General features: G+C 34.3%; 24 protein-coding genes. 6 read left to right on the forward strand and 18 right to left on the reverse strand.

All coding sequences use genetic code 11. The features are described 5' to 3' along the window. Window positions 1-99: 99 nt before the first annotated feature. The 9 genes from A9178_RS09770 to A9178_RS09810 form a co-directional block, all read right to left on the reverse strand. On the reverse strand, window positions 100-1,176 hold the full coding sequence (locus tag A9178_RS09770) for a bifunctional 3-deoxy-7-phosphoheptulonate synthase/chorismate mutase (protein WP_068674768.1): 1,077 nt from the start codon (window positions 1,174-1,176) through the stop codon (window positions 100-102). 170 nt (window positions 1,177-1,346) lie between these two features. Next, window positions 1,347-1,748, reverse strand: coding sequence for a YtxH domain-containing protein (locus tag A9178_RS09775; RefSeq protein WP_068674769.1), 402 nt, complete (start codon window positions 1,746-1,748; stop codon window positions 1,347-1,349). A gap of 11 nt (window positions 1,749-1,759) precedes the next feature. Beyond that, the gene (locus tag A9178_RS09780; protein ID WP_068674770.1) at window positions 1,760-2,173 is read right to left on the reverse strand and encodes a DUF948 domain-containing protein; all 414 of its coding nucleotides are present in this window, start codon (window positions 2,171-2,173) and stop codon (window positions 1,760-1,762) included. A 278-nt stretch (window positions 2,174-2,451) separates the two neighbouring features. Then, entirely contained in the window at window positions 2,452-3,759 is a 1,308-nt protein-coding gene (gene murC, locus A9178_RS09785) for a UDP-N-acetylmuramate--L-alanine ligase (RefSeq protein WP_068674771.1), read from the reverse strand. Window positions 3,760-3,866: 107 nt separating this feature from the next. Then, the gene (locus tag A9178_RS09790) at window positions 3,867-4,982 is read right to left on the reverse strand and encodes a nicotinate phosphoribosyltransferase (protein ID WP_068674772.1); all 1,116 of its coding nucleotides are present in this window, start codon (window positions 4,980-4,982) and stop codon (window positions 3,867-3,869) included. Between the two features lie 95 nt (window positions 4,983-5,077). After that, window positions 5,078-7,567 (reverse strand): DNA translocase FtsK, encoded by a 2,490-nt coding sequence (locus tag A9178_RS09795; RefSeq protein WP_068674777.1) that lies wholly within the window; start codon window positions 7,565-7,567, stop codon window positions 5,078-5,080. A 209-nt stretch (window positions 7,568-7,776) separates the two neighbouring features. Next, window positions 7,777-8,382, reverse strand: coding sequence for a YtpR family tRNA-binding protein (gene ytpR, locus A9178_RS09800; RefSeq protein WP_068674779.1), 606 nt, complete (start codon window positions 8,380-8,382; stop codon window positions 7,777-7,779). A gap of 299 nt (window positions 8,383-8,681) precedes the next feature. Beyond that, window positions 8,682-9,479 carry a DUF1444 domain-containing protein gene (locus A9178_RS09805; RefSeq protein ID WP_082918157.1) on the reverse strand — a complete coding sequence of 266 codons (798 nt, stop codon included), beginning with the start codon at window positions 9,477-9,479 and terminating at the stop codon, window positions 8,682-8,684. A gap of 57 nt (window positions 9,480-9,536) precedes the next feature. Continuing rightward, entirely contained in the window at window positions 9,537-9,854 is a 318-nt protein-coding gene (locus A9178_RS09810) for a thioredoxin family protein (RefSeq protein ID WP_068674782.1), read from the reverse strand. A gap of 167 nt (window positions 9,855-10,021) precedes the next feature. On the opposite strand from A9178_RS09810, the gene A9178_RS09815 reads away from it, so the two are divergent. After that, on the forward strand, window positions 10,022-10,462 hold the full coding sequence (locus tag A9178_RS09815) for a YtoQ family protein (protein WP_068674783.1): 441 nt from the start codon (window positions 10,022-10,024) through the stop codon (window positions 10,460-10,462). 34 nt (window positions 10,463-10,496) lie between these two features. Here A9178_RS09815 and A9178_RS09820 read toward each other — a convergent pair whose 3' ends face one another. Both A9178_RS09820 and A9178_RS09825 read right to left on the reverse strand, forming a co-directional pair. After that, entirely contained in the window at window positions 10,497-11,006 is a 510-nt protein-coding gene (locus tag A9178_RS09820) for a DUF84 family protein (protein WP_068674794.1), read from the reverse strand. Window positions 11,007-11,051: 45 nt separating this feature from the next. Beyond that, the gene (locus A9178_RS09825; protein ID WP_068674796.1) at window positions 11,052-12,116 is read right to left on the reverse strand and encodes a M42 family metallopeptidase; all 1,065 of its coding nucleotides are present in this window, start codon (window positions 12,114-12,116) and stop codon (window positions 11,052-11,054) included. Between the two features lie 176 nt (window positions 12,117-12,292). Here A9178_RS09825 and A9178_RS09830 point away from each other — a divergent pair, with 176 nt between their 5' ends. Continuing rightward, the gene (locus A9178_RS09830; protein ID WP_068674797.1) at window positions 12,293-12,607 is read left to right on the forward strand and encodes a PepSY domain-containing protein; all 315 of its coding nucleotides are present in this window, start codon (window positions 12,293-12,295) and stop codon (window positions 12,605-12,607) included. 32 nt (window positions 12,608-12,639) lie between these two features. Here the strand turns inward: A9178_RS09830 and A9178_RS09835 are convergent, their stop codons facing one another. Then, on the reverse strand, window positions 12,640-13,494 hold the full coding sequence (locus A9178_RS09835) for a YtnP family quorum-quenching lactonase (RefSeq protein WP_068674799.1): 855 nt from the start codon (window positions 13,492-13,494) through the stop codon (window positions 12,640-12,642). Window positions 13,495-13,624: 130 nt separating this feature from the next. Between A9178_RS09835 and A9178_RS09840 the strand changes: the two genes are divergently transcribed. Continuing rightward, window positions 13,625-14,212, forward strand: coding sequence for a Maf family protein (locus A9178_RS09840; protein ID WP_068674801.1), 588 nt, complete (start codon window positions 13,625-13,627; stop codon window positions 14,210-14,212). A 28-nt stretch (window positions 14,213-14,240) separates the two neighbouring features. Here the strand turns inward: A9178_RS09840 and A9178_RS09845 are convergent, their stop codons facing one another. Next, a complete protein-coding gene (locus A9178_RS09845) occupies window positions 14,241-15,218 on the reverse strand; it encodes a ring-cleaving dioxygenase (RefSeq protein WP_068674802.1) in 978 nt (325 codons plus the stop codon). A gap of 199 nt (window positions 15,219-15,417) precedes the next feature. Between A9178_RS09845 and A9178_RS09850 the strand changes: the two genes are divergently transcribed. Together A9178_RS09850 and A9178_RS18945 are read left to right on the forward strand one after the other, a co-directional pair. After that, the gene (locus A9178_RS09850; RefSeq protein ID WP_068674804.1) at window positions 15,418-15,981 is read left to right on the forward strand and encodes a MerR family transcriptional regulator; all 564 of its coding nucleotides are present in this window, start codon (window positions 15,418-15,420) and stop codon (window positions 15,979-15,981) included. Between the two features lie 321 nt (window positions 15,982-16,302). Then, a complete protein-coding gene (locus tag A9178_RS18945) occupies window positions 16,303-16,446 on the forward strand; it encodes a BA3454 family stress response protein (protein ID WP_156520737.1) in 144 nt (47 codons plus the stop codon). 149 nt (window positions 16,447-16,595) lie between these two features. Here A9178_RS18945 and putP read toward each other — a convergent pair whose 3' ends face one another. The 3 genes from putP to pruA form a co-directional block, all read right to left on the reverse strand. Beyond that, a complete protein-coding gene (gene putP, locus A9178_RS09855; protein WP_068674806.1) occupies window positions 16,596-18,074 on the reverse strand; it encodes a sodium/proline symporter PutP in 1,479 nt (492 codons plus the stop codon). A gap of 160 nt (window positions 18,075-18,234) precedes the next feature. Continuing rightward, entirely contained in the window at window positions 18,235-19,320 is a 1,086-nt protein-coding gene (locus A9178_RS09860; RefSeq protein WP_068674808.1) for a proline dehydrogenase family protein, read from the reverse strand. A 57-nt stretch (window positions 19,321-19,377) separates the two neighbouring features. Then, a complete protein-coding gene (gene pruA / locus A9178_RS09865; protein WP_068674810.1) occupies window positions 19,378-20,925 on the reverse strand; it encodes an L-glutamate gamma-semialdehyde dehydrogenase in 1,548 nt (515 codons plus the stop codon). Between the two features lie 228 nt (window positions 20,926-21,153). On the opposite strand from pruA, the gene A9178_RS09870 reads away from it, so the two are divergent. Beyond that, the gene (locus tag A9178_RS09870; protein ID WP_068674812.1) at window positions 21,154-22,527 is read left to right on the forward strand and encodes a sigma-54 interaction domain-containing protein; all 1,374 of its coding nucleotides are present in this window, start codon (window positions 21,154-21,156) and stop codon (window positions 22,525-22,527) included. Window positions 22,528-22,587: 60 nt separating this feature from the next. Here the strand turns inward: A9178_RS09870 and A9178_RS09875 are convergent, their stop codons facing one another. Together A9178_RS09875 and alr are read right to left on the reverse strand one after the other, a co-directional pair. Beyond that, window positions 22,588-23,661 carry a tartrate dehydrogenase gene (locus A9178_RS09875; RefSeq protein ID WP_068674814.1) on the reverse strand — a complete coding sequence of 358 codons (1,074 nt, stop codon included), beginning with the start codon at window positions 23,659-23,661 and terminating at the stop codon, window positions 22,588-22,590. A 1-nt stretch (window position 23,662) separates the two neighbouring features. Then, window positions 23,663-24,814 (reverse strand): alanine racemase, encoded by a 1,152-nt coding sequence (gene alr / locus A9178_RS09880; protein WP_068674816.1) that lies wholly within the window; start codon window positions 24,812-24,814, stop codon window positions 23,663-23,665. Between the last annotated feature and the right edge of the window lie 33 nt (window positions 24,815-24,847).

Consider the following 24,847-nt stretch of genomic DNA (forward strand, 5'->3'; position numbering starts at 1 on the left):
TCTAACATGATAAAAAAAACAAAAATAACTTCTTTTATTATTAAATTCTTAAAAAAGAAATAAAGACTAATCAATAATGATTAGCCTTTTCTAAACATCTTACTTTAAACGATTTTCTAGGTCTGTTAATTCTTCATAGAAACGATCGAATGTTGGAATGTCCATTTGTTGCGCTGAATCGGATAACGCTACAGCAGGATCTGGATGAACCTCTGCCATAATTCCATCTGCTCCGATAGCAAGAGCCGCTCTTGCCGTTGGAAGTAATAAGTCACGGCGACCAGTTGAGTGTGTTACGTCAACCATTACTGGTAAGTGTGTTTCTTGTTTTAAAATTGGAACAGCAGAAATATCTAATGTATTTCTTGTTGCTTTTTCATAAGTTCTAATACCTCGTTCACAAAGAATAACATTACGATTACCACTAGATACAATGTATTCAGCAGCGTTAATATATTCAGATATTGTAGCAGAAAGGCCACGTTTTAATAAAACTGGTTTATCAATTTGACCTGCAGCCTTTAACAATTCGAAGTTTTGCATATTTCTCGCACCAATCTGGATGACATCAATATACTCGACTGCTTTTTCTAAATCTGTTGGTGTAACAATCTCACTAATCGTAGCTAAATCATATTCATCTGCAATGCGTTTTAAGATTTGTAACCCTTCTAGTCCTAGACCTTGGAAATCATATGGTGATGTTCTAGGCTTAAAGGCGCCCCCACGTATCAATTTAAGTCCTTTACTTTTAATGGATTCAGCAACTTGTGCTACTTGGTCATAACTTTCAACTGCACATGGACCAAACACATGGTTAATATTGCCATTCCCTATTTTAACGCCTTTAATATCTATAACTGTGTTTTCCGGCTGTCTCTTACGGGATACAAGTAGCGCTTTTTGATGATCCTCTTCTTGCAATTCGAGTCCAGCCTTAAAAATTTCTTTAAATATATGAACAATGGTTGAGTTTTCAAATGGTCCAGTATTTTTTTCAGAAATAAGATCTAACATTTCACGTTCTCTAACAGGATCAAACTCTTTTCTAATACTTTGCTTTGTTTTTATTTGTCCAATTTCTTGAACTAGCGATGCGCGTTTGTTGATTAATTCAAGTATTTCTAAATTTACTTCGTCTAATTGATTTCTTAATTGCTCAAATTGATTCGTCATTTTATGCGCCCCCAGAAATATATTAACATTTATAATTAGTGACAATTATAGCTAATATTCTTTCATTTGTCACCATTAGTTTTACGATTTATGATATTTTTTCATTATTTCTTAAAATTAAAAAAGAAAAACTACAACCCTTTAAGGATTGTAGTTTAAGAAATAACTTTTTACTTGTCGGAATCTACTGCTTCAACTAAAGACTTTTCTTCATTATCTGTACCATTTTTAAACTTAGTGGATAACGTATTAGTTAAGTCTTGTGTTTTTTTACCTAGATCCTGAGTTTTTTGAGAAACGTTTTTCGTTAGGTTTGATGTAGTATCCATTGCTCGTTTTTTAAATTCAACGCTTGTAGTAAAAGCTTTATCTTTCCAGTCACTGCCCTTTTCCTGTGCAATTTCTTTCCAATCTCCTGCACGGTCTTTCACCTGTTGAGCACCTTGATTAATATCATCTCTTAACTCTCTTCCTGATTTAGGTGCAAAAATCAAAGCAACAGATGCCCCAACTATCGTGCCAACTAATGTCCCAATTACAAAATCCTTCGTGTTAATGTTGTTTTCACTCATATTTTTACCCCCTATTTAGTCTTGTTCTTCCTTCCATTTACAAAATCTACTATTGCAGCACCCCATTTAACAGCTTGGGCAGCTTTTTCTTGGTCAACCCTGGAAGCAATAGAAATACTATTTGATATCTCATTTAGAGATTGACTAAAATCTTTCATGGAATCCCCTATTCCCTTTGCGCCTTCAAATAAAGTATCTAATTTTCCGGTCTTTTCATTCATATCTTCAGCTAATTTATTAGTTTTAGATAATAACTGAGTCGTTTCTGTTGTAACGCCTTGCATCTGTTTTTCGATACCTTGAATTGTGACTGAAACATCGTTTAAGGTCTCTTTTGTAGCCTTTAATGCAATCACTACATAAATAACTAGAATAACAAACGCTAAAGCCGCAATAAACGCAGATATGTATAATAAAAATTCCATATCTCTTTCATCTCCTTATGTATAATAACTTATGTATGGCTTGACAACTATTCACTTTTAATAATTCCCTAATTGTCAATACCTAAACCTATCTTTAAATAAAATTCTAAAGCAGGTCTAGCTCTAGTATATAACTTTCTAATAATTAATTCGACAATAAACAGGTAAAACCTTTTTTGTCATAAAAAAAATTAGAATGTATGAGTTAAATTTTTTTCGTGGCCAAAAGAAAAAAGCCTGAAAACAATCAGACTTATTATTTTTTAATGAATATTAATTTAATGTTGTATTGCATTGTTTGCACTTTCATATGCTTCTTGGAATTTTTGAATATCTCCCGCACCCATAAAGATAAGTACACTGTCTTGATATTCAGCTAGAACTTCTGTTTGATCCAGTTCTAATATTTCGCTATCTGCAATTAAATTTTGTAGATCTTCAATCGTTAGTTTTCCTGAATCCTCTCTAGCAGAACCAAAAATATCACATAAATAAACTTGATCAGCATCACTTAAACTGTCAGCAAATTCTTGTAAAAATGTTTTTGTCCTAGTAAATGTATGAGGTTGAAAAATAGCAATAATTTTTTTATTTGGATATTTCTTTTTTGCTGAGTCAATTGTTGCAGTTATTTCTTTAGGATGATGTGCATAATCGTCAATTAAAACTTGATTTCCTAGTTTCTTTTCAGAAAACCGTCTTTTGACCCCTTGGAATGAAGAAATATTCTTAATGTCTTCTGCCTTTATATCTTCATAATGACACATCGCAATAACCGCCAATGCATTTAATACACTGTGATCTCCAAATAATGGTGTTGTAAAAGTATCATAGTAAGTATTTCTCACAAAGACATCAAAGGTCGTACCTTCTTCTGATTCATGAACATTTTGCGCTTGAAAATCATTTGTATCGCCAAATCCATAGTACACAACTGGGACTTTAGCCTGAATTTGTTGTAGTTGTTCATCATCCCCACAAGCAATAATCCCTTTTTTCACTTGATCTGCCATGGATTGAAAAGCATTAAATACATCATTAAGACTAGTAAAATAATCCGGGTGATCAAAATCAATGTTTGTCATTATTGCGTAATCTGGTTCATAGTTTAAAAAATGACGTCGATATTCACATGCTTCAAAAACAAAATATTCACTATCAACATGTCCCTTACCGGTTCCATCCCCTATTAAATAAGAAATCGGGAATGTTTCATCTAAAACGTGGGACATTAAACCGGTTGTTGACGTTTTACCATGTGCTCCAGTGATTGCAATACTTGTATATTGTTTTAGCCATTCTCCCAGAAACTCATGATAACGATAAAATGTACATCCTAATCGTTTTGCTTCTTTAATTTCTACATGTTCATCCGAAAAGGCATTTCCTGCAATTATCGTATAATCTTCTTTAATATTTTTTTCCGAAAAGGGAAGGATAGGAATGTTTTTCTCCTCTAAAGCAACCTGTGTAAAGAATCGTTTATCCACATCCGAGCCTTGCACGTTTTCCCCTGAATCGTGAAGTATCTGTGCTAGTGCACTCATTCCTGTTCCCTTTATACCAATAAAATGGTAAGTTGTCATAGAACGAACCTCCATTGTTCATCAAATACAAATAGCTTCTTAAAAATAAAATACACAATACTGAACTATTATATCAAAAAACGGATTAGATTTAAATGTAATATAATCTATTCATCAAAGTTCAAATATTCTACTCTTTCCAGACGTGGATTCGGACGGTATCTTCTTCCCTCTTTTGCTTCAGGTTCTCCGTTCAATAAAACATTATCCCCTGTAAACCCTATATTTAGGGTTAGGAGACTTCTTCCTACCCCATAAATATCTACCGGTACATTCTTTGACTCAAATTCTAAAATGCGCTTTTCATTAAATCCACCTGAAACCATAATTCTTACATGGTTATATCCTTCATCATCTAACGCTTTTCTTAAAGCGAAGATAAGTTCTGGATTAACTCCCCTTGGATCAAATGAACCCATTAAATGATGATTTCTTAAGAAATATTTATCAACTAGTGTTCGTGAAGTATCTAATCGAACAGAAGCTAATGTATCCCCAAATTCTCTAGCCACTTTTAGTGAATCAGTAATAACATCGTTGTTATAATCAACTAAAGCTGCTAATTCGTCATTTGGATAAATTTCATGATAAGCTTTAGTCGCTGCTACGACATCCCCGCGGAACATTTGAATTAATGCATGAGGCATTGTTCCCATTCCTTCTTTACCCCACCATTCATTCATCGCATGTGTTGCTTGAGCAGTAGAGCCTCCGATATAAGCCGCATATCCATCCCCAGCTTGAGTTGTATAGTGGTCATCTCTATCTCCCATAAAGATAACTGGTTTTTGTTTACCAGAGGACTTCGCAGCTTTTACCACATTGTATACATTTGTAGCTACTGATGTTCTTCTTGCAAGAATCCCATCAATAATTCCTTCTAAATAACCAAAATCTTGATATCTTCCGGAAATGGTTAGAACTGTTTCAAAAGGTTCAATTTTATCTCCGTCTTTTAATGAATGGATTTCTAAATCTTGCGGGTTTTCAGCAAATGTATGGACTAAAGCTATTGCTTCATCTGTACCACATAAAACCGCATTTTCTTTTTGGAAAAACTGCATCGTAACATGATTGTTCGAGACTTTTTCTTCCACAATCTTTTTCGTCTTCAGAAAATAAACAGCTGAAAACCAACCCTCTTTAATACGTTCATCAAATTTAAATGTTCTATTCGTTAATCTTTTAATTTCGCCATTTAGTTTTAATGTAATTTCTTTCATGTCTGCTACTCCTTCAGAAAATCATGAATATAAGCTATTAATTTGCATTTAACCTTCATGATGATGTGACTTTTTCAATAATCTTAACATAAATTTTACATATCTTCCTGTTTTTGTCTAATTAATACTTCTCTAGGTTTGCTGCCATTTTGCCCAGAAATGATTCCCTTATACTCTAATGTGTCCATGAGTCTTGCAGCACGATTATATCCGATTTTAAAACGGCGTTGAATCATGGAAGTACTTGCGCTATTTTGACTTAATACAAAATCAATAACTTCATGGAGAAGTTCATCTTCTTCCTCATCCACATGGATTTGTTCTAACAAATCTTCTTGATCGAATAAATAATTTGGTTCCGCTATACTTCTTGCATAGCTTGTAATCCGCTCAATCTCTTCATCTGATACAAATGGACCTTGAAGACGAACGCTCTTTCCTGCTCCATTTTCTACAAACAACATATCCCCTCTTCCAAGTAATTTTTCCGCCCCACTAACATCAATAATAGTGCGTGAGTCTACTTGAGAAGATACACTAAATGCAATACGGGTAGGGATATTCGCCTTAATTAAGCCAGTAATAACATCAACGGAAGGTCTTTGCGTTGCCAAAATAAGATGAATTCCACATGCTCTTGCTTTTTGTGCAATTCGACTTATCGAGTCTTCTACATCCTGTGGTGACGTCATCATTAAATCTGCTAATTCATCAATTACAATGACGATAAACGGCATTTTTTCGTCCATTCTATTTTGTTGTCTTATTTTTTTATTATAAGCTGCAATATTCCTAACACCTTCATGGACAAATCTTTCATAACGGTCTTCCATTTCCGTTACTGCCCATTTCAAACTTTGTGTTGCAGCTTTCACATCTGTAATGACAGGTGTCACTAAATGGGGAATCCCATTATATGGTGCAAGTTCCACCATTTTAGGATCGATTAACAATATTTTCACATCTTCATGACTCGCTTTATATAGGAGACTTACAAGCATTGTGTTAATACAAACACTTTTACCTGACCCCGTTGCACCTGCAATTAACCCATGGGGCATTTTTTGAATATCAGTAATTTTGGGGTCCCCTTCAATACTTAACCCTAATGCAACTGTTAACGGTGATTCACTTTCTTTAAAAGCTTCCGTCTCAAATATTTCTTGAAGTCCAACCATTTGAGATTTTTGATTGGGTATTTCAATCCCAACCGTATTTTTCCCTGGAATCGGCGCTTCAATTCGAATATCTCTTGCTGCCATATTTAATTTCAAATCATCACTTAAATTTTTGATTTTACTTACTTTTACTCCAAGTTCTGGGTGTACTTCAAATCGAGTAACAGATGGACCTTGGGTTGCCTTTACCACTTTTGCCCTTACATTGAAATGTTTTAACGTTTCTTCAAGTAAACGTTGCTGTTCTTCCACCCAAACACCATCTGAATCACTTCTTTCAACCCGATCGTTTAGTAAATGATTCGGGATTAAGATTTCATTTCCACCACTTGCTTGATTTAATGGATTCATTTCAATTTGTTGAGTTTTTTCATTTGGTTGAAATTGATTTTTACTTTCATTTGGTTTATCCTCATTAAAAGTTGTTTTCATCTTTTCCATTTTTCTTCTATGCAAGTTCCGTTTGTCACTTGGTGTCATAATTACATTAAATGGGATGACTGAGGTCCTTTCGTTATCTTTTATCTTTGTAGAATTATTATCAGATTCTGTATTCGTACTTATGGATTCTTCCTGTTTGTCAACTTCTGACGTTTTTTCTTCTACTGTAGCTGCAACTTCCTCTTCATCCTCAATTACTTGTATATTTTGTATTTGTAGATTATCCTTTTCTTTCTCAACTACCTCTATACGCTCATCTATATATTCTTCTCCGTTGCTCTTAGAATTATCTATTTCTCGTATTTCCTGTTCATTCGAAGATTCTTCTATTACATCGATTTCATTTTCCTTTAATTCATTCTTCTTTTCCATTCCTATTGAAGAGGTAGTATCAGTTATATTATCTTCATCATTATTATTGTTTTGATTTTCTACTTCCCTAGAATAAAAATCCTGTGGTCTGCCTTTTTGTTCAATTTCAATTTCCTTTTGTTTATTATCTTGACTTATGTAAGTTGGAATATCGGATGTCTGTTCTTCTTTTCTTTCCCTTTTTTGAAATCCATATATTGGCGATGGAATCTCGGATACTTTAAATGGCTCATCTGTTTTTTTATATATTTTTTTATTATTTGAATTAGGTGGATTACTGTGAACATTGGGCTCTGTATGAACCGATCTAATTTGTTCATTTCTAATACGTTTATTCATATCCGTTTTTATTTTATTTTGTTTGACTACAGTTTTTTCCTCTTCAAAACTTCTTACGTTAGTATTTTCCTTTTTTTCATCTGGAATAACAGGAAAACGAAACGGTTTCTCCTTTGGATAACGATACGTAACTCTCGCCTTTAAATCTTGTTGAACTTCCTGGTTATACCCAGATTTAATTTCATGATGTTGATTTTCTTCAGGATCACTTTCGTTAAATAGTTCTCTTATTTTACTTTTCCATTTTTCAAACATAAAACTCACTCATTTCTATTTCCATCAAATTTCTTGGTGTCTATTCTTGGTGTATAATCATTACTTAATAAGTTCTATTGTAGCATGTTTTACATTGATTAAAAGGAAAATTGTACCTAAATAGCACTCATGGTTAGATAGGTAAAAGGCTTTAGTTAATGAACAAAAGCAAAAGCAACCCTTAAAAGAACATTGGGTTGCTTTTGCTTTTAAAATGTAAATTCCTCACCTATTTGGTTTGAATCATCCAATACATAAATTCCTTTTTCAGTTGGCGCATTTGGCATTCCCAATTCTTTTTGAGAACAGATCATGCCATTCGATGCTACACCACGTAATTCGGTAGGTTTAATTTTCAATCCACTCGGCATTGTTGCACCTACCTTAGCAACTACTACTTTTTGACCTTTGTCTATATTTGGTGCACCACATACGATTTGAAGCGGTTCTTCCTCACCAACATCTACTTGACATATACTTAATTTATCGGCATTTTCATGCTGTTCTTTACTCATCACATAACCTACAACAAACTTAGGACTTAAATCAAAATCCAAACTATCTTCTACTCCGTTTTCGACAAATAAATTCTTAATTTGGCCTAATAATTCTTCAGTTAATTTGACTTTTCCTGTTTGATTTAATGGAAAATGACTTTTCGCATTGTAAATATTATATCCAAGTACTTTACCGTTACTTGTTAAAATCCTTGTAATGTCGGCTATTTTTTCAAATTTAATATCATAACGTTCTCCATCCTCAATAGGAATGATTAGTACGTCACCTATACCTTTTGGATTATAAAATACATCCATCCTAAACTTCCTCTCTTAAAGGCTGTTCGAAAAAGTCCGAAGAAAATGACACTTCGCATTTCTTCGTTGGCTATAGGGGAATTTCTACTAAGACCGCCCACGTCCTGTGGGCAACGTAGAAGTCAGCACCTCCCGTGCAAGTCCGATACTCACGTATTCCCCTATACGTTCCGTTACTCAAAGCTACGCCGCCTCGAACTGCTACGCACAGGACGTGCTAGTGTCGGCGTTGCAATAGGACGTTGCGCATTTAGCCGACCTTGGTCCTTTTCATCCTCCTTTTTGAACACGCACTCTTACTATTTCTGTGGTCTATTTTTCGCAAGTATGAAAATGGGTTCTAATTTTTTGTTTTCATATATAAACGGAAGGGACGTAATCGGAATTCTTCCTTCTGCAAAAAACTTCATTGTCATTTGCGCTAAAATATCGTAACCAGTACTATTTTGAATATCCCCAATAATTAGTACATCTTGATGAGGGACAGCCACTGCAACCTCACCTTTTGCATTAACTTTCATTTCTTCTAAAAAAGCTTCGTTAAGAATTCGGCTTGCATCGTAACCATCTTGTGTAGCTATGAAGTAAAAGTCATTATCTGCTACTCTATCTTTTTTAGGCTCTACAGAAAGAGAACGGACGTTAAAAGAAGCAACTTCATCAATATGCTCTTTAACCCATCCTTCTTTTTCCAGCAATTCTTCATCTAATAGTTGATAGGATCTGCCTAAGTCTAGAGCATAGAAGATTCTTGTTTCCGCAGTATGCTCCTTCGTAAGCAGCTTTTTTCCTTTCTTCGTTTCTGTCGGAAAAGAAGTAGATCTTATTACTGGAAAAATATTTTTTTCCATACCAGAAAGTTCTGGTGTTTGGTTCATGATTCTTAAAGCCTCTCTAATATGAGATTCAAGATCATCGATTGCTTCCTCACCGCGCTGATTATACTTGCCAATCACATTTGGCAAGGAAATAGTCATACCTTGTTTTGTATCTTTCCATTCCACTCGGAACGCGTCTTTATCACGATCAAAGGACGTTCTCCAATTTTCGTTCTTTAAGCGCTCATCTAATTTCTTTTTCATTTGTAAACTAGTCATCTTCAAAATAAGTCCCTCCTTTCCTTAAACTGATAAGCGTCATGGAAGCTGATTTATTTAAGCTGGTAAACCTTTTATAAATTCCATGATTTCTTCTTTTGTTTTACGATCTTTACTAACAAATCTACCTACTTCTTTACCATTTCGATATGCAAGAAAACTTGGAATTCCTAAAATATCATTTTCTTGACAGATTTCAATAAATTGATCACGATCAATTTTAATAAATGTATATTCAGGAAATGCTTCCTCAACTTCGGGTAGTTCTGGTTCAATAAAACGGCAATCTACACACCAATCTGCAGAAAATACCATAATTACATTACTATCTTTTACAAGCTCCTTATATTCTGTTACAGATTCTAATTGTTTCATTCATAATCACTCCTTCTTTGATTACTATAACGTTGATTCTAATATGTTTCAATTAACAAACATTATATTCAACATATTTGAAAGGAAACTAATTTTATGCAATTTCTTGGAAAATATGTAAAAATTCATATAATATTAAAATCAAGATGAATAGGGAGGAAGAAAACATGGAACTTATTGTATATTTAGCTGGACAAATTCACGACAATTGGAGAGATGAGGTAGAGCAAATAGCACAAACAAAACAACTACCACTTACATTCGTATCTCCCCAAACGAATCATGACCGTTCTGATGATATTGGAGAAGCCATTCTAGGGGAACAGCCTGGTGATCTATATAAAGACGATGCTGCGTCAGATGTTAATAATTTCAGAACACAAGTATTAATGCAAAAAGCGGATATTGTTATTGCTTTATTTGGAGAAAAATATAAACAATGGAATACTGCAATGGATGCAAGCACCGCAATTGCTATGAATAAACCGACTATACTTGTTCGACCTACATCATTGATTCATCCTCTTAAGGAACTTTCTAATAAAGCGAATGTTACAGTTGAAACGGTAGAACAAGCTCTAGAAGTAATTGCATATATATATGAATAATAATAAAAATAGGAACTAGAATGACCACGGCATTCTAGTTCCTATTTTTATTTTCATATTCCCACTGGCCACGCAACAGTTTTACTACATGACTGAACATTTCTTTTCGCGATATCAAATCATTAGTAAAAATTCCAATTGCACCTTCATTATTTCTTACTTCTTTTCGCATAGAATAATTATCCATAATGTTACCCAATTCCATGCCTTCTTGTAACTTTAAGTCTATTTCTTTCGGTAAAAGAATACGAGCACCACTTGCAGTAAATGTTTGGTTTGCTGTCATAAGTGCTCCCCAATTACATAAATAAAGCTCACTTCCTACGTACATTACTCCACCTTCAAGGCCAATCCCGATTACATTTGCGGATGAATCCTGACAATACTTAGCACGATTAATCGCACCTTTTCTTGTTTCCTCATCGGAAAAGGGTTGTGCGGATACATCAGAAGATACATTTAGTGGAGTCACTTTAGCTTCGGGAAATATTTCTTCTACTGCTTTAATCTTTGTTGGGTTTTTAGAACCTACTATAATATTCAATTTAAAGCCACCTTACTGCTGTTCATTTAACAGCAGTTACCTTTGTTATTTTCCACGTATTAATTCAACTGTGTTTTGGTCTGTTGCTTTTACTAATTTAATTAGTAACTCTTTTGCTGCTGCATAATCATCTACATGAATTAAAGAAGCAGATGTATGAATATAACGTGAACATATTCCTACTACTGCCGTTGGTACTCCTTCATTAGAAAGATGAATACTACCTGCATCTGTACCACCTTGAGAAACAAAATATTGGTATGGAATATCATTTGACTCGGCAGTATCTAGGATAAACTCTCTCATACTTGGACTAGTAATCATAGTACGATCAAAAATTCTTAACAGTGCTCCTTTTCCTAATTGGCCAAAGGCTGTTTTATCCCCAGAAGCATCGTTAGCAGGAGAGGCATCTAATACATATGAAATATCAGGCTTTATCATATTTGACGCTACTTTCGCACCTCTTAATCCAACTTCCTCTTGTACAGTTGCCCCCGAATATAATTTATTTGGTAAATTCTCATTTTGTAGCTCTTTTAATAATTCAATGGACAATCCACATCCATAACGATTATCCCAAGCTTTTGCTAATATTTTTTTGGGGTTAGCCATTGGTTGAAACGGCGTTACTGGTACAATCGAATCTCCAGGTCTAACTCCCATTTTTTTAACATCCTCTTTATCATCAGCACCAATATCCAATAACATATTTTTAATTTCCATCGGCTTCTTACGTTGTGCTTCAGACAATAAATGTGGAGGAATAGATCCGATTACTCCTATTACTGGTCCAGTTTTAGTTAGAACTTGCATACGTTGCGCTAGTAATACCTGATCCCACCATCCTCCTAGCGGCTGAAAGCGAATCATTCCATTATCTGTAATTTGTGTCACCATGAACCCAACTTCATCCATATGGCCTGCAACCATCACCTTTGGTCCATTCCCATGTTTTACTCCAAACAAGCCGCCCAAATTATCTTGAACGATTTCATCAGAATACTTTTCTAATTCTTTTTTCATAAAAGCGCGAACTGCATGTTCATTGCCAGACGCACCCGGAAGCTCTGTTAATGTTTTAAATAGATCAAGTGTTTCTTGATTCATTTCATCCCCTCCAATATTAATATATGTATGTCTTAAGTGTGAACAACCTCTTTTAAGTATAACGGAAATAGTATATTTTATTCCAATCATGCTCTTCATTTCCATTTAGAAATAGATAATGTATACTAATTTATAGAAAGCACAACACTACAATGAACGGTCCAGGAGGTTTAGTTATGAAAAAGAGAAATATTTTTTTAGCTGCGGCAATTGGTTTTACTTTCGGATATATAACAAATCAACAAGTACAATTACGCCAAAAAGTAAGTCCTGAAACAGCATTAAAAAACGCAAAAGAACTTTTTAAAAAATCAGGTCCAATTATTGGCTCTTGGATTTATATGAAACCTGAATCCGTTGTGAAGAATGGTCTTCCATATCAAGCTTACCGCGGCGGTATAACACGAAATATTAACGGAGAAAACGTCCAATACGAATTCTATGTTGATATTGAAACTGGTGGAATCATTTCTTCCGACAAAACCGAATAAGAAATTGGCAATCGCCAATTTCTTATTCATTATCAATATTCATAACGCTCACGCTTTACTTCATCTACTTTTTTACCTTCTTGGTTGAATTTGATCGCTCTATAATAAGCATCATGATAAAAGGTATACCATGATCCCTTGTTGTACCCAAATTCCATCCAGTTTTCCTTTTCATGAACGGATGTTACAGGATAATCATCATATGCCATTGCCCATAGTTTATTTTGATGGGCGTGAGTACCCATTAAATCAGCCATATGAATAAAAGATTCTTCCCCTTCTTCAAAAACGATTATAGCATGTCCATCACTATGGCCGCCTGTATAAATCATACGTAAACCTTCCAAAATTTCTATTTCATCCGCAAATGTTTCTACTTGCTCTTCAACAGGCTGCCAATTACTTTCCCAATATGTATTGACAGATCTGATATTCGGATTTCTCATTTCATTCCATTCTATTGCCGATGTATAAATCGTTGCATTTTTAAAAATAGACTCATATTCTTCCTCATCTGTTTTCTTTGTTAATCCCGAAGCATGATCATAATGGAAGTGAGTCATTAAAATCATATCAATATCATTTACACTTAAATTTAGTTCTTTTAGAGACTTATTTATAGATGATTGTTCTAATATACCAAAGTTTCGTATTTGCTTTTCAGTAAATTTATCATTACCCAATCCTGTTTCAATTAAGATATTTTTTCCATCTATTTGTAATAGTATGGGATCAGCTCTTAATTCAATTTGATTTTTATCATTATATGGATATAATTTGCTCCATAAGGCTTTAGGTACCACACCAAACATAGCACCACCATCTAAGAACGACACTCCACCGTTTAACCAAGTTAAGTTTGCTCTTCCAACTTTCAATTTCTCCAATCTATTCATCCCCTTTCTCTACTCATATCTTAAATTAATTTTGAATATTCCGCAATCAATAATTGAATCTTAAAATTCTTTCATGTTAAAATTAATCTGATTCGCATACTTACAAAGAAGGATGATAATAATGGAACAACGGTTAATATTAGCTTCTGGTTCTCCTAGAAGAAAAGAATTGTTGCAAAATATGAATCTTTCATTTGATGTTATCGTTAGTGATGTTGAAGAAACGATAGATAGAACATTATCACCTGAAGAATTAGTTCAATCAATTTCCTACCAGAAGGCTTTTTCAATTGCCAAAAATCATCCAAAAGCATTCGTAATCGGGGCGGATACGGTGGTGCTTTTAGATAATCAAGTACTTGGAAAACCTACAACCGAGGAAAATGCTTTTCAAATTCTTCATCAATTATCCGGACGACAGCATGAAGTGCTAACAGGAGTCACTATTATAAAAGATAAGCAAATCATTTCTTTTTATGAAAAGACCCTTATTGAATTCTGGCCGTTAACAAAAAGTGAAATATGGGACTATATTAAAACAGGTGAACCAATGGATAAAGCAGGTTCGTACGGAATTCAAGGTCTCGGTTCCTATTTAGTTAAGAAAATAAATGGTGACTATTGTACAGTTGTCGGTTTACCTGTAGCAAGATTATTAAGAGAATTAGAACAGATGGGATATAAGAAAGAACAAAAACCTACACCCTGAAATAATCTTGGGTGTAGGTTTTACTCTCTTATTCTTTTTCAAATTCAATTGTACTTCTTACTGTATCAATTGGTCTTACTAATTTCTCAATTTGTTCACGTTTATCCTCAAAAAATGGTGGTAGTGCTAGCTTTTCACCTAACGTTTCATATGGCTCATCATCCATGAATCCTGGTCCATCTGTTGCGAATTCAAATAATATATATGGTGCAACACGTACATATAAAGATTTAAAATAAAAACGATCTACTAAACCAGACGTTTGGAAACCGAAGTTTTCCATCCTCGTCATCCAATGTTTTAACTCTGATTCATCTTTTACACGAAGAGCTGCATGGTGTACCGTACCAAACCCTTGCATTGCTTGAGCTAATACGGTATTTTCTTCCACTATTACCCTTGCACCATTCCCACCTTCATTCACTTCAAATAAATGCAGGGAACCCTCTTGATCTACTTCTTTAAATTGTAATACTTTTTCCATCATATCTTTAAAGTATTTGAAATTTGCTATTCTAACATGGATTGGACCTAATCCTGTAATAGCGTATTCTAAAGGTACCGGACCTTTTTGCCAAGGAATTCCCGATTGAACTCCATCTATGCCTTCATCAGATACAAGTTGATATTGTTGGTCATCATAATCAACAAAAGGAAGTGTTTTTACCCCAAATTGATTTTTAATTCCACTATGCTTCACTTCTAATCGATCAAATCGTTTCACCCAGTATTCCAATGCTTCATCACTAGGCACACGAAAAGATGATCTAAAAATTTCGTTCGTACCATGTGAACCCTTTGGAATATTTGGAAAGTCAAAAAATGTCATATCTGTGCCTGGATTTCCTTTATCATCAGCAAAGAATAAATGATATGTCTGTATATCGTCTTGGTTTACCGTTTTTTTAACCAATCGCATTCCTAATATATATGTGAAAAATTTATAATTTTCTTCCGCACTACTTGTAATTGCTGTTACATGATGAATCCCTTTTAGTTCATTCATTTAATATGCCTCCAAGCCAAATATACTCTTAATTTATATTTCTTTAATTAAGTATAATTTACCACCCATTCATTTAAAAGTCAATCGAATTAATTTTTTCAAGAAGCAAATATTTTATCAAAATTTGTCATACAAAACACAGTCGCATCAAAGAGGATTAATTCATTTCATGTTGAATTGTTTAATATGGGGTGATTACATGCATGAAAATGTAGAATGGAACAAAAATGCTTATTCTACAGGTGAAATAGCTACAATGTTAGACATGGGTGTGACAACAGTTAGAAAATATGCACAGCATTTAGAGAAGGCTGGATATGAATTCCAAAAGACAAAGAATAATGCGCGAATGTTTGTGGATAATGATATAGATAAGATACGACATTTAAAGGAATTAAGAGAAAATCCTAATATAACGGTTCAACAAGCTACAAAAATCGTGATGGGAAAGATGAAAGATAAAAAGACTCAGAATATTATTGCCCTACCAAATACTACTTCCCGATTAATAAAAGATGAAAAAGTAATTTCAAAAGAGATCCTTGAAATGAAAGAGTTAATAGTAAAACAAAATGAAACGATCATTTCTTTAATAGAAAGACTGGACCAACAACAAACCATCATTAATGAATGGTTAAATGAACGAGATAAAGAATTAATGAGAGCGATTACCGAAAGATTAGAAACTCAAAGACTTATCGCAGCTACCACAGAGGAAACAACGAATAAAAAGTCTTTTATGGGAAAACTTTTTGGAAAATAAATGATATGTATGATATTTTAACCCTTTCCTTTCTTTTTTTATTAACGGAATATCACATGGGACAACATCCTCGAATAATCTGTATTTATTACAATTTAATGATAAAGAAGACTTGGTTCAGGTGGAGTTTTAGTAACGCCGCGTAGATAAGGAATAAAAAAGCAGTAAAATCCTCGCTTTCAATTTCGGGATCTTACTGCTTATTAGTTAATTTTTAACACGTGTAACTTGCGTTTTGTTATTTTTTATAGAAAATTATGAATATTGACTCATCAATTAGGTTGTGATATAATTAATTATCTTATAGAAAGGGTGATATGAATGATACAAGTTAATGTAACTGTCGATTATGAAGGACAACTTTACCACACAAATGTGATTACCAACCATTATGTGACACAAGATAAAATCCTTGAATTAGCATTAAACCAAGTAAAAAAACAATTGTCTGAGACGGAAAATTAAGCCTTTCTATCTCTTCCCCTTTTTCTCACCCTGTCATATCATCTTCCATGAATTCTCCTTTCATTTCAATATTTAATAGCACTTTTTTGTAAATTAAAAACTAAAAATTGGGATACTATTCTGTACCCCAATTTTTTTATTTGCTATATTTACTTTTCTTCTAAAATTTCCAACGTTTTATCGAATTCTTTTTCAATTTCCTTATTCGGTTTATAAGTTAGAATACTTACAATGTAAGCTACAATTAGATTTAAAATGAATCCTGGTACAATCTCATACAAATAACCTGACAAAGCAGTAGATCCCCATATAAATGCTGTTACCGCACCTACGATCATTCCTGCTAAGGCACCTGTACCAGTAATTCTCTTCCAATATAATGAAAGTAAAATAATCGGGCCAAATGATGCCCCAAACCCAGCCCATGCAAAGGAAACTAGACCCAAGATGGTATCATTTTGTTGCCAGGCAAATATACCAGCAATGATAGAAACTAATAATACCCCTAAACGACCAAAATTAACATATGTTTTATCGGAAACTTCCTTTTTAACTAAAGTTTTTAAAATATCCTCTACTAAAGCTGAAGAAGTTACGAGTAATTGGGATGAAACAGTACTCATAATTGCAGCGAGTACAGCAGCTAACATAATCCCCGCAATAAAAGGATGGAAAATAATTTGACCCATAACGATAAATACAGCTTCTGGATTACTTAAGCTAACATCTGGGTTTTGTTGGAAATAGGCAACACCGATTAGTGCCGTTGCAGCGGCTCCGACTAATGATAGAATCATCCAGCCAATTCCAATTCTTCTTGCTGATTTTGTTTCTTTCACATCCTTAATGGCCATAAATCTAACAATAATATGTGGTTGACCAAAATACCCAAGTCCCCATGCTAAAGATGAAATGACGCCAGCAGCCGATGCAGTTGCAAAAAAGCTAAGTAAGTTTACATCAACTGAACGGATGGACTCTAACGTTTCTCCTATTCCCCCAGTTAAAAATAACCCACTCACCGGTACGATGATAAGCGCAATAAACATGATAGTTCCTTGTATAAAGTCGGTGTAACTAACCGCAAGAAACCCACCTAAGAAAGTATAAGCAATAACAACAACAGCTACAATAATTAATCCGGTATGATAACTATAACCAAAAGAACTTTCAAAAAATACACCACCAGCAACCATTCCAGAGGAAACATAAAACGTAAAGAATACTAAAATGATAACACCTGAAATAATTCTTAATAATTTGGTGTTTCCTTTAAAACGGTTATCAAGGAAACTTGGTATTGTAATGGAGTTGTTTGATACTTGTGTATAAACACGTAAGCGTGGCGCAACATAGTACCAATTAAGCCATGCTCCAATCGTTAGACCTATGGCTATCCAACCTTCTACTAATCCCGCTACATAGATGGCACCAGGTAATCCCATCAATAACCATTGAGACATATCGGCCGCTCCAGCACTAAGAGCTGAAACCGCTGGACCAAGATCACGGCCACCTAACATATAATCGCTAAAGTCTTTCGTACGCCTATATGCATACAAACCGATTAATACCATTCCAAGTAAATAAATAATAATTGCTATTAATTGATACGTAAAATCAGTCATTTTTTCTCCCCTTTTAAAAATTTAATATACTAATAAAAATATGTTTTATTTGAAAATGGAGATCTTCACACATTCCTTTATTTTTCCATAAATGAAATATGAAAACAAGTGATATAACCATTATTTATGATTTAGAAGATAGGAAACTTCTTCCTACCTTCTACCCTTTTAATTTTTTCCTCTTAGAAATCTTGTCATTCGCTAATCCTTTTGGCTGAATGCCATAGTTGGAATTATGCAGAGAGAAAGTGTTATATTTTCCAAGCCGCCAAAAAATAAACGATAAGGTTAAGATAAGGCTTAAAACAATAGGTTGTTTTTTTAATCGATTATCTTTCGTGTACAACTTATCTTTTACGATTAAATTTATATTTTGAGGACGCTCCGCTAAACGACGCATAAAATAACCGAACCAATCTGTTCCGAATGGGATATAGGTGCAGAAATTATAGCCTTCTTTTGCTAATTCATATTGCATTTCAGTACGAAATCCATATAACATTTGCAACTCAAAGTTATCTTTTTTGACACCGTTATCATTAACAAAACGGATTAATTCTTGAATAATAGAATGGTCATGGGTTGCTATAGAGGTATAGCTATGGCCTAATAACCTTTCTTTTACTAGTGAAATAAATTCTCTATCTATCTCTTTCTTTGTTTGATATGCGACTTCACCATTCTCCTTGTACGCACCTTTAACGATCCGGATTCGAACATTCTTTAGCTTTTCAAGATCCTCCCTGGAACGATATAAATAAGATTGTATAACTGTTCCTACATTTTCATAGTATTTCTGTAATTCCTTTAAAACTTTTAAGGTACGTTCATAATGAGAATAATCTTCCATATCTATATTAACAAATATATTATATTGATTTGCTTTATTTAGAATTTCAAGCATATTTTCTACACAAAACGAATAATCAATATCTAATCCAAGCTGCGTTAGTTTAACTGAAACATGGCAATCAAGTTGTTCAAAATAAATTCTGTCTAACGTATATAAAATTTGTTTTTTTGCTTCTATGGCCTCTTCTTTTGAAAAAATAAACTCTCCTAAATGATCGAGAGTACATCTTATGCCCGCTCGATTTAAATTATTGATTACCTCTATAACTTCATCAATGTTTGTACCGGCTACAAATTTATTCGCACCTAATTGAAATCCCCAACGTTTCGCATTTTTATTTAAAAACTTATTTTTAGATAAAGCGATAAAGAAATCCCTCGAAAGATTTACCACTCCGCATCTTCCTTTTTGGATTTTTTATGAATCCGAAAAGCTTTTTGAACATCCACTTTAATAAGTTTCTGAAACTACCTTCGCCTCTAAGAAATGTAGCAAGTAATCAGGTCCACCTGCTTTAGAATCTGTACCTGACATTTTAAATCCCCCAAATGGCTGATAACCAACAATTGCCGCTGTACATCCACGATTAAAATATAAATTACCAACGTGAAAGTCATAGCGAGCACGTTCTAAATGTTCACGATTATTGGAAATTACCGCTCCAGTTAACCCATATTCCGTATTATTTGCTATATCTAGTAGATTGTCAAAGTCTTCCCCTTTAGCAAAAGCAACCACTGGACCGAAGATTTCTTCCTGCATCAATCTTGCCACTGGGGAAATATCTTTAAAAATCGTCGGTGTCACAAAATATCCGATTGAGCAATCCGTTTGCCCACCAAATACTAGCTTCCCTTCTTTCCTACCAAGTTCAATATAAGTCTTAATTTTCTCGAATTGTTTATCATTGACTACAGCTCCCATATAATAGTTTTTCTCTGTAGGATTACCAACAGTTAACTCTTCTGTTTTAGCTATTACTTTCTCAAGTACCTCATCATAGACATCTTTGTGCACAACCGCTCTTGAACAAGCGGAACACTTCTGTCCAGAAAAGCCAAATGCAGAGTGAACAATTGCTTCCGCAGCTACATTTAAATCCGCACTATTGTCCACGATAATAGTATCCTTTCCGCCCATTTCCGCAATAACTCGTTTTAAATGTTGTTGTCCCTCTTGTACTTTCGCTGCCCTTTCATAGATTCTAGTACCCGTCTTACGTGAACCTGTAAAGTTAATAAATCTCGTTTCCTTATGATCTACTAAATAATCCCCTATTTCTTCCGGGTCTCCCGGAATGAAATTTAATACCCCTTTTGGAAGTCCCGCTTCTTCTAATACTTCTACCATCTTATAAGCGATTACAGGAGTATTTTCCGATGGTTTTAATAATACCGGATTCCCGGCAACAATTGGAGCGACTGTCGTTCCACAAACGATTGCAAACGCAAAATTCCACGGTGGAATAACAACCCCAGGACCCATAGGTTGATAAAAATAAGAATTATGCTCATTTTTTCTATTATTTAAAGTCTTACCTTGTGATAGTTCCAATATTTGTCTCCCGTAGTACTCCAAAAAATCGATACCTTCTGCAGTATCACCATCTGCTTGGTCCCAAGGTTTCCCAGCTTCATAGACTAACCAGGCAGAGAATTCATGCTTTCGGCGACGTACAATGGCAGCTGCCCTAAAAAGAATATCCGCACGTGCATGAATGGACATTTTCCTCCAACTCTTAAATGATTCTAAAGCAGCTGCATATGCTTGATCGACATGTTCTTTTGTGGCTTTAGCAACGCTACCTATAACCTGTTTCTTATTAGCTGGATTTACAGAAGCCAATTGATCTTCCGTATAAACTTTTTCTCCATTAATAATGAGTGGATACACTTTACCAAGTTCTCCTTCAACCTTTTTCAAAGCCAATTTAAATTCTTCACGATTAATCTCATCCTTAAAATCAGTAAATGGCTCATGTTTAAAAGGTAATACCATATGGAAACCTCCCCTTATACTCTTGTTTTTATTCTTCCACTTATTACATGCAAAAATTGTGCCAATTATTTGATGTTAGAAAAAAATAGTGTAATCCCCTCTTTATTCAAGATCCATCTTAATCTACTGTCTAAATATGGGTAAGGATTGTAAAATTTTTTTACACATATGTAAACTCACTGTGCAATATATTTACAATAATAGGAGTATTTTAAAAAGAGGGATCACATGAATCATAATCATTTTTATTTAGAGGCTATTTTATCAGCTGAAGATGATGCGATTACCGTTATTAACCAACATAAAGAAGTTCTCCTTTGGAATGATGCCGCTGTTCAAACATACAACATACAGAAGTCAGAAATCCTAAACAAAAAGATAACAAACTTTTTTCAGAATGAAGATTTAATGGTTTTAAAAGTACTTAAATCTAAAATACCTGTTAAAAATACTTACCATCGTCCACGTCCTGATAAACATGTTGTCATTAATGCTTCACCTGTATTTAATGAAAGAGACGAGTTAATAGGAGCTGTCTCATTGGAAAGAGATATCACTTCAATTGTGAAATTAAATGATCACCTTCACACGAAATCTGAGGAATTAAATAAACTAAAACAAAAGATGCTTTATTTAGATGAGACATCACCTTTTTCTAAACTAATCGGAAAAAGTGTAGCCTTACGTAAAACGATTCAAATAGCAAAAAAAGCGGCAAAAACAGATGCAACTACATTAATTCTTGGTGAAAGTGGAACCGGAAAGGAAATTTGCGCACGGGCAATCCATGAGGCCAGTAACAGAAAGAATGCTCCATTTATACCTGTCAATTGCGGGGCCATTCCTAGTGCGCTTTTTGAAAGTGAGCTATTTGGATACGTAGGTGGTGCTTTTACCGGTGCAGACAAGAAAGGAAAAGCAGGAAAAATTGAAATGGCAGAAGGTGGTACATTATTTTTAGATGAAATAGGAGAACTACCGCTTGATTTGCAAGTAAAACTGCTCCGAGTACTGCAAGAAAACGAACTATACCGAATTGGTGAAACAAAAGGAAGAAACATAAATGTAAGATTTATTGCAGCAACCAATCAAAACCTAGAAGATTTAATGAACCATCAACAATTCCGCTCTGATTTATATTATCGATTAAATGTAATCCAAATAATTATGCCTCCATTAAGGGAAAGAACTGGCGATGTAATGGAATTATGTCAGCAGTTTCTACAGCAATTTGCTTCAGAATATCAATCTACTATCCCAATCCTAGCTGAAGATGCAATACAAGTTATGAACGAATATCATTGGCCAGGAAATGTTCGTGAACTTCGAAATATTGTTCAGCGAATGATTATTTTATCTGATCAATCTATCATACACCAAACGGATATGGAGCATCTATTTCAACACGGACATTCAACATCGTCTAAATCTGATGTCAAAACGAGTGGCAATTTACTGAAAGAAAAAGAATCCATGGAAAAACAACTAATTGAACAAATACTAAATCAAATGAATGGAAATAAATCAGCCACAGCAAAAAAACTTGGTATATCACGCGTCACACTTTATAATAAATTAAAGAAATACGGCATTGGAATATAAACAAAATGCCAAATTCAAATAAGTTAAAGCTCAGAGAAGTATATCCCTCTGAGCTTTGAATTAATCCCTTTTATTCATAAGTAGTTGGACAAATTGATTCCCAAGTCCTTCTGTTGAAGCAGATCCTCCCAAATCTGGTGTTAGATATGTATTTTCTTTTAAGACTTGTTTAATTGTGTTAAGAACTGCCTCAGCCCAGTCCTCTAGTCCAAAGAAATCTAACATTTGACTAACAGACCAAATAGCAGCAATTGGATTAGCAATTCCTTTCCCAGCAATATCGGGTGCTGAACCATGCACCGGTTCAAACATAGAAGGATATTTTCTTTCTGGGTTAATATTCGCCCCTGTTGCAAGACCCATTCCACCTGTAATAGCAGCCCCGATATCGGTTACAATATCACCAAATAAATTGGAAGTTACCACTACTTCAAATCTTTCTGGTTGAGAAACAAAGAATAAACTAGCCGCATCTACTAAATAAGAATAGGTTTTTACATCTGGATATTCTTTTCCAACTTCCTCAAAAACCTGATCCCAGAATACCATGGAATAATTTAATGCATTTGCTTTACTTATACTTGTTAATGTACGATTTGATTTACGAGCTTCTTCATACGCATAACGGATAATACGCTCTGTACCTTTTCTTGAGAAGACCCCTGTTTGTAATACAACTTCTTCTGGTTTATTTTTAAAAAGCCAGTCACCTGCACCGGAATATTCCCCTTCACTATTTTCTCTAATAACGAGCATATCAATGTCTTTTTCTGTTTTTTCTTTTAGTGGGGTTAAATCCGGATGCAAAAGTTCTACCGGTCGTAAATTAACATATTGATCAAAGCCTTTTCTTATTTTAATTAGTAAATCCCTCAAAGAAATATGATCGGGAACTCCTGGATAGCCTACTGCCCCCAGATAAATAGAATCATAATCTTTTAATTTATCTAAAGCATCGTCATCCATCATTTTTCCGTTTTTTAAATAATACTCACATCCCCATGGGAATTCCTTAAAAGTAAAGGAAATATTTTTATCAACCTCTTCAATCGCTTTTAATACTTTAACTCCTTCCGCTACTACTTCTGGTCCAATTCCGTCTCCTGGTATAAGTGCTATATTGAAATGCTTCATCTTATTTCTCCTTTTCCCTATATATATATATCCTATTTATTCGCTGCATGATACTAGCCAATATTTCATCCACGTTACTTTGAATCCATTTTGCTATATCTCTAGCTGAAATAGTGTTATCTCCTTGTGTTCCAATCAAGATGACTTCATCACCCTCTTGAACATTCGGTATATTTGTCACATTAATAAATGTTTGATCAAGAGAGATGGTTCCAACAACTTTTGCATATTTACCCCTTACAAGCACATATCCCTTGTTTGATAACCCTCGTTTATAACCATCGCCATGGCCAATTGGGATAATCGCTATTTTCTCATCTTGCTTTGTTTCATACGTACCGCCATAACCTATTTTGGTACTCGCAGGTAATTGATGCAATTGTACAATTTTTGTTTTCAAAGTCATTACTGGTTTTAAATCAATTAATTTTTTTTGCCGTTCATCAGGTTGATAACCAAAAAGCGCTATACCCGGGCGCACCATATTCTTATGCATATCGGAACGCTCAATCGCTACCGTTGAAGCGCCTACATGTTGGAGGGGAAAAAAATACCCATTTTGTTTTAATTTATTAACTGTATCTAGGAATAATCGATACTGTTTTTCTGTAGTAACCCAATCCCCTTCATCCGCACAGGAAAAATGAGTATAGATTCCTTCCCAATTCAAAAATGGTAAGGAATAACAATTTTCACACAACTTCATGATATAATCAGGAACCATTCCAAATCGGTGTAAGCCTGTGTCTAATTTTAAATGAACCTTCACTGTCTTGTTTTGTTTAGCCCCTTCTTGACTAAGGGCTTTAGCTATATGTTCTGAACTAATAGATGAAATCAAGCGATAATGAACAATCGCTTTGACATGGCTAGGTAATATAGCACTTAATATTTGTATAGGATGATTTACACCATTTTTCCGTAAAGTAACAGCCTCATTCACCGAAGTGACACCTAACCTATCTGCACCAGCTTTTATTGCTTCCTTTGCAATTGGAACAATCCCATGGCCATACGCATTCGTTTTGATGACAGCCAAAAATAAACTTTTAACTATTTTTTTCTTTAACTGTTTTACGTTGAAATGAAATGCTGCTAGATCAATTTCTGCCACCGTTACATCTTCTATTTGCGGATTGAAATGTGGTAGCATAATGATCCCTCCAAGCTAGCTAATCATTAATTT

Source organism: Oceanobacillus sp. Castelsardo, assembly GCF_001659985.1.
In the GTDB taxonomy this organism is placed as follows: domain Bacteria; phylum Bacillota; class Bacilli; order Bacillales; family Amphibacillaceae; genus Oceanobacillus.

Excerpts from the sequence above, each read along its gene's own strand:
- A9178_RS09770 (WP_068674768.1), bottom strand. The coding sequence starts at position 1,176 with ATGACGAATCAATTTGAGCAATTAAGAAATCAATTAGACGAAGTAAAT.
- A9178_RS09775 (WP_068674769.1), bottom strand. The coding sequence starts at position 1,748 with ATGAGTGAAAACAACATTAACACGAAGGATTTTGTAATTGGGACATTA.
- A9178_RS09780 (WP_068674770.1), bottom strand. The coding sequence starts at position 2,173 with ATGGAATTTTTATTATACATATCTGCGTTTATTGCGGCTTTAGCGTTT.
- murC (WP_068674771.1), bottom strand. The coding sequence starts at position 3,759 with ATGACAACTTACCATTTTATTGGTATAAAGGGAACAGGAATGAGTGCA.
- A9178_RS09790 (WP_068674772.1), bottom strand. The coding sequence starts at position 4,982 with ATGAAAGAAATTACATTAAAACTAAATGGCGAAATTAAAAGATTAACG.
- A9178_RS09795 (WP_068674777.1), bottom strand. The coding sequence starts at position 7,567 with ATGTTTGAAAAATGGAAAAGTAAAATAAGAGAACTATTTAACGAAAGT.
- ytpR (WP_068674779.1), bottom strand. The coding sequence starts at position 8,382 with ATGGATGTATTTTATAATCCAAAAGGTATAGGTGACGTACTAATCATT.
- A9178_RS09805 (WP_082918157.1), bottom strand. The coding sequence starts at position 9,479 with ATGACTAGTTTACAAATGAAAAAGAAATTAGATGAGCGCTTAAAGAAC.
- A9178_RS09810 (WP_068674782.1), bottom strand. The coding sequence starts at position 9,854 with ATGAAACAATTAGAATCTGTAACAGAATATAAGGAGCTTGTAAAAGAT.
- A9178_RS09815 (WP_068674783.1), top strand. The coding sequence starts at position 10,022 with ATGGAACTTATTGTATATTTAGCTGGACAAATTCACGACAATTGGAGA.
- A9178_RS09825 (WP_068674796.1), bottom strand. The coding sequence starts at position 12,116 with ATGAATCAAGAAACACTTGATCTATTTAAAACATTAACAGAGCTTCCG.
- A9178_RS09830 (WP_068674797.1), top strand. The coding sequence starts at position 12,293 with ATGAAAAAGAGAAATATTTTTTTAGCTGCGGCAATTGGTTTTACTTTC.
- A9178_RS09840 (WP_068674801.1), top strand. The coding sequence starts at position 13,625 with ATGGAACAACGGTTAATATTAGCTTCTGGTTCTCCTAGAAGAAAAGAA.
- A9178_RS09845 (WP_068674802.1), bottom strand. The coding sequence starts at position 15,218 with ATGAATGAACTAAAAGGGATTCATCATGTAACAGCAATTACAAGTAGT.
- A9178_RS09850 (WP_068674804.1), top strand. The coding sequence starts at position 15,418 with ATGCATGAAAATGTAGAATGGAACAAAAATGCTTATTCTACAGGTGAA.
- A9178_RS18945 (WP_156520737.1), top strand. The coding sequence starts at position 16,303 with ATGATACAAGTTAATGTAACTGTCGATTATGAAGGACAACTTTACCAC.
- putP (WP_068674806.1), bottom strand. The coding sequence starts at position 18,074 with ATGACTGATTTTACGTATCAATTAATAGCAATTATTATTTATTTACTT.
- pruA (WP_068674810.1), bottom strand. The coding sequence starts at position 20,925 with ATGGTATTACCTTTTAAACATGAGCCATTTACTGATTTTAAGGATGAG.
- A9178_RS09870 (WP_068674812.1), top strand. The coding sequence starts at position 21,154 with ATGAATCATAATCATTTTTATTTAGAGGCTATTTTATCAGCTGAAGAT.
- A9178_RS09875 (WP_068674814.1), bottom strand. The coding sequence starts at position 23,661 with ATGAAGCATTTCAATATAGCACTTATACCAGGAGACGGAATTGGACCA.
- alr (WP_068674816.1), bottom strand. The coding sequence starts at position 24,814 with ATGCTACCACATTTCAATCCGCAAATAGAAGATGTAACGGTGGCAGAA.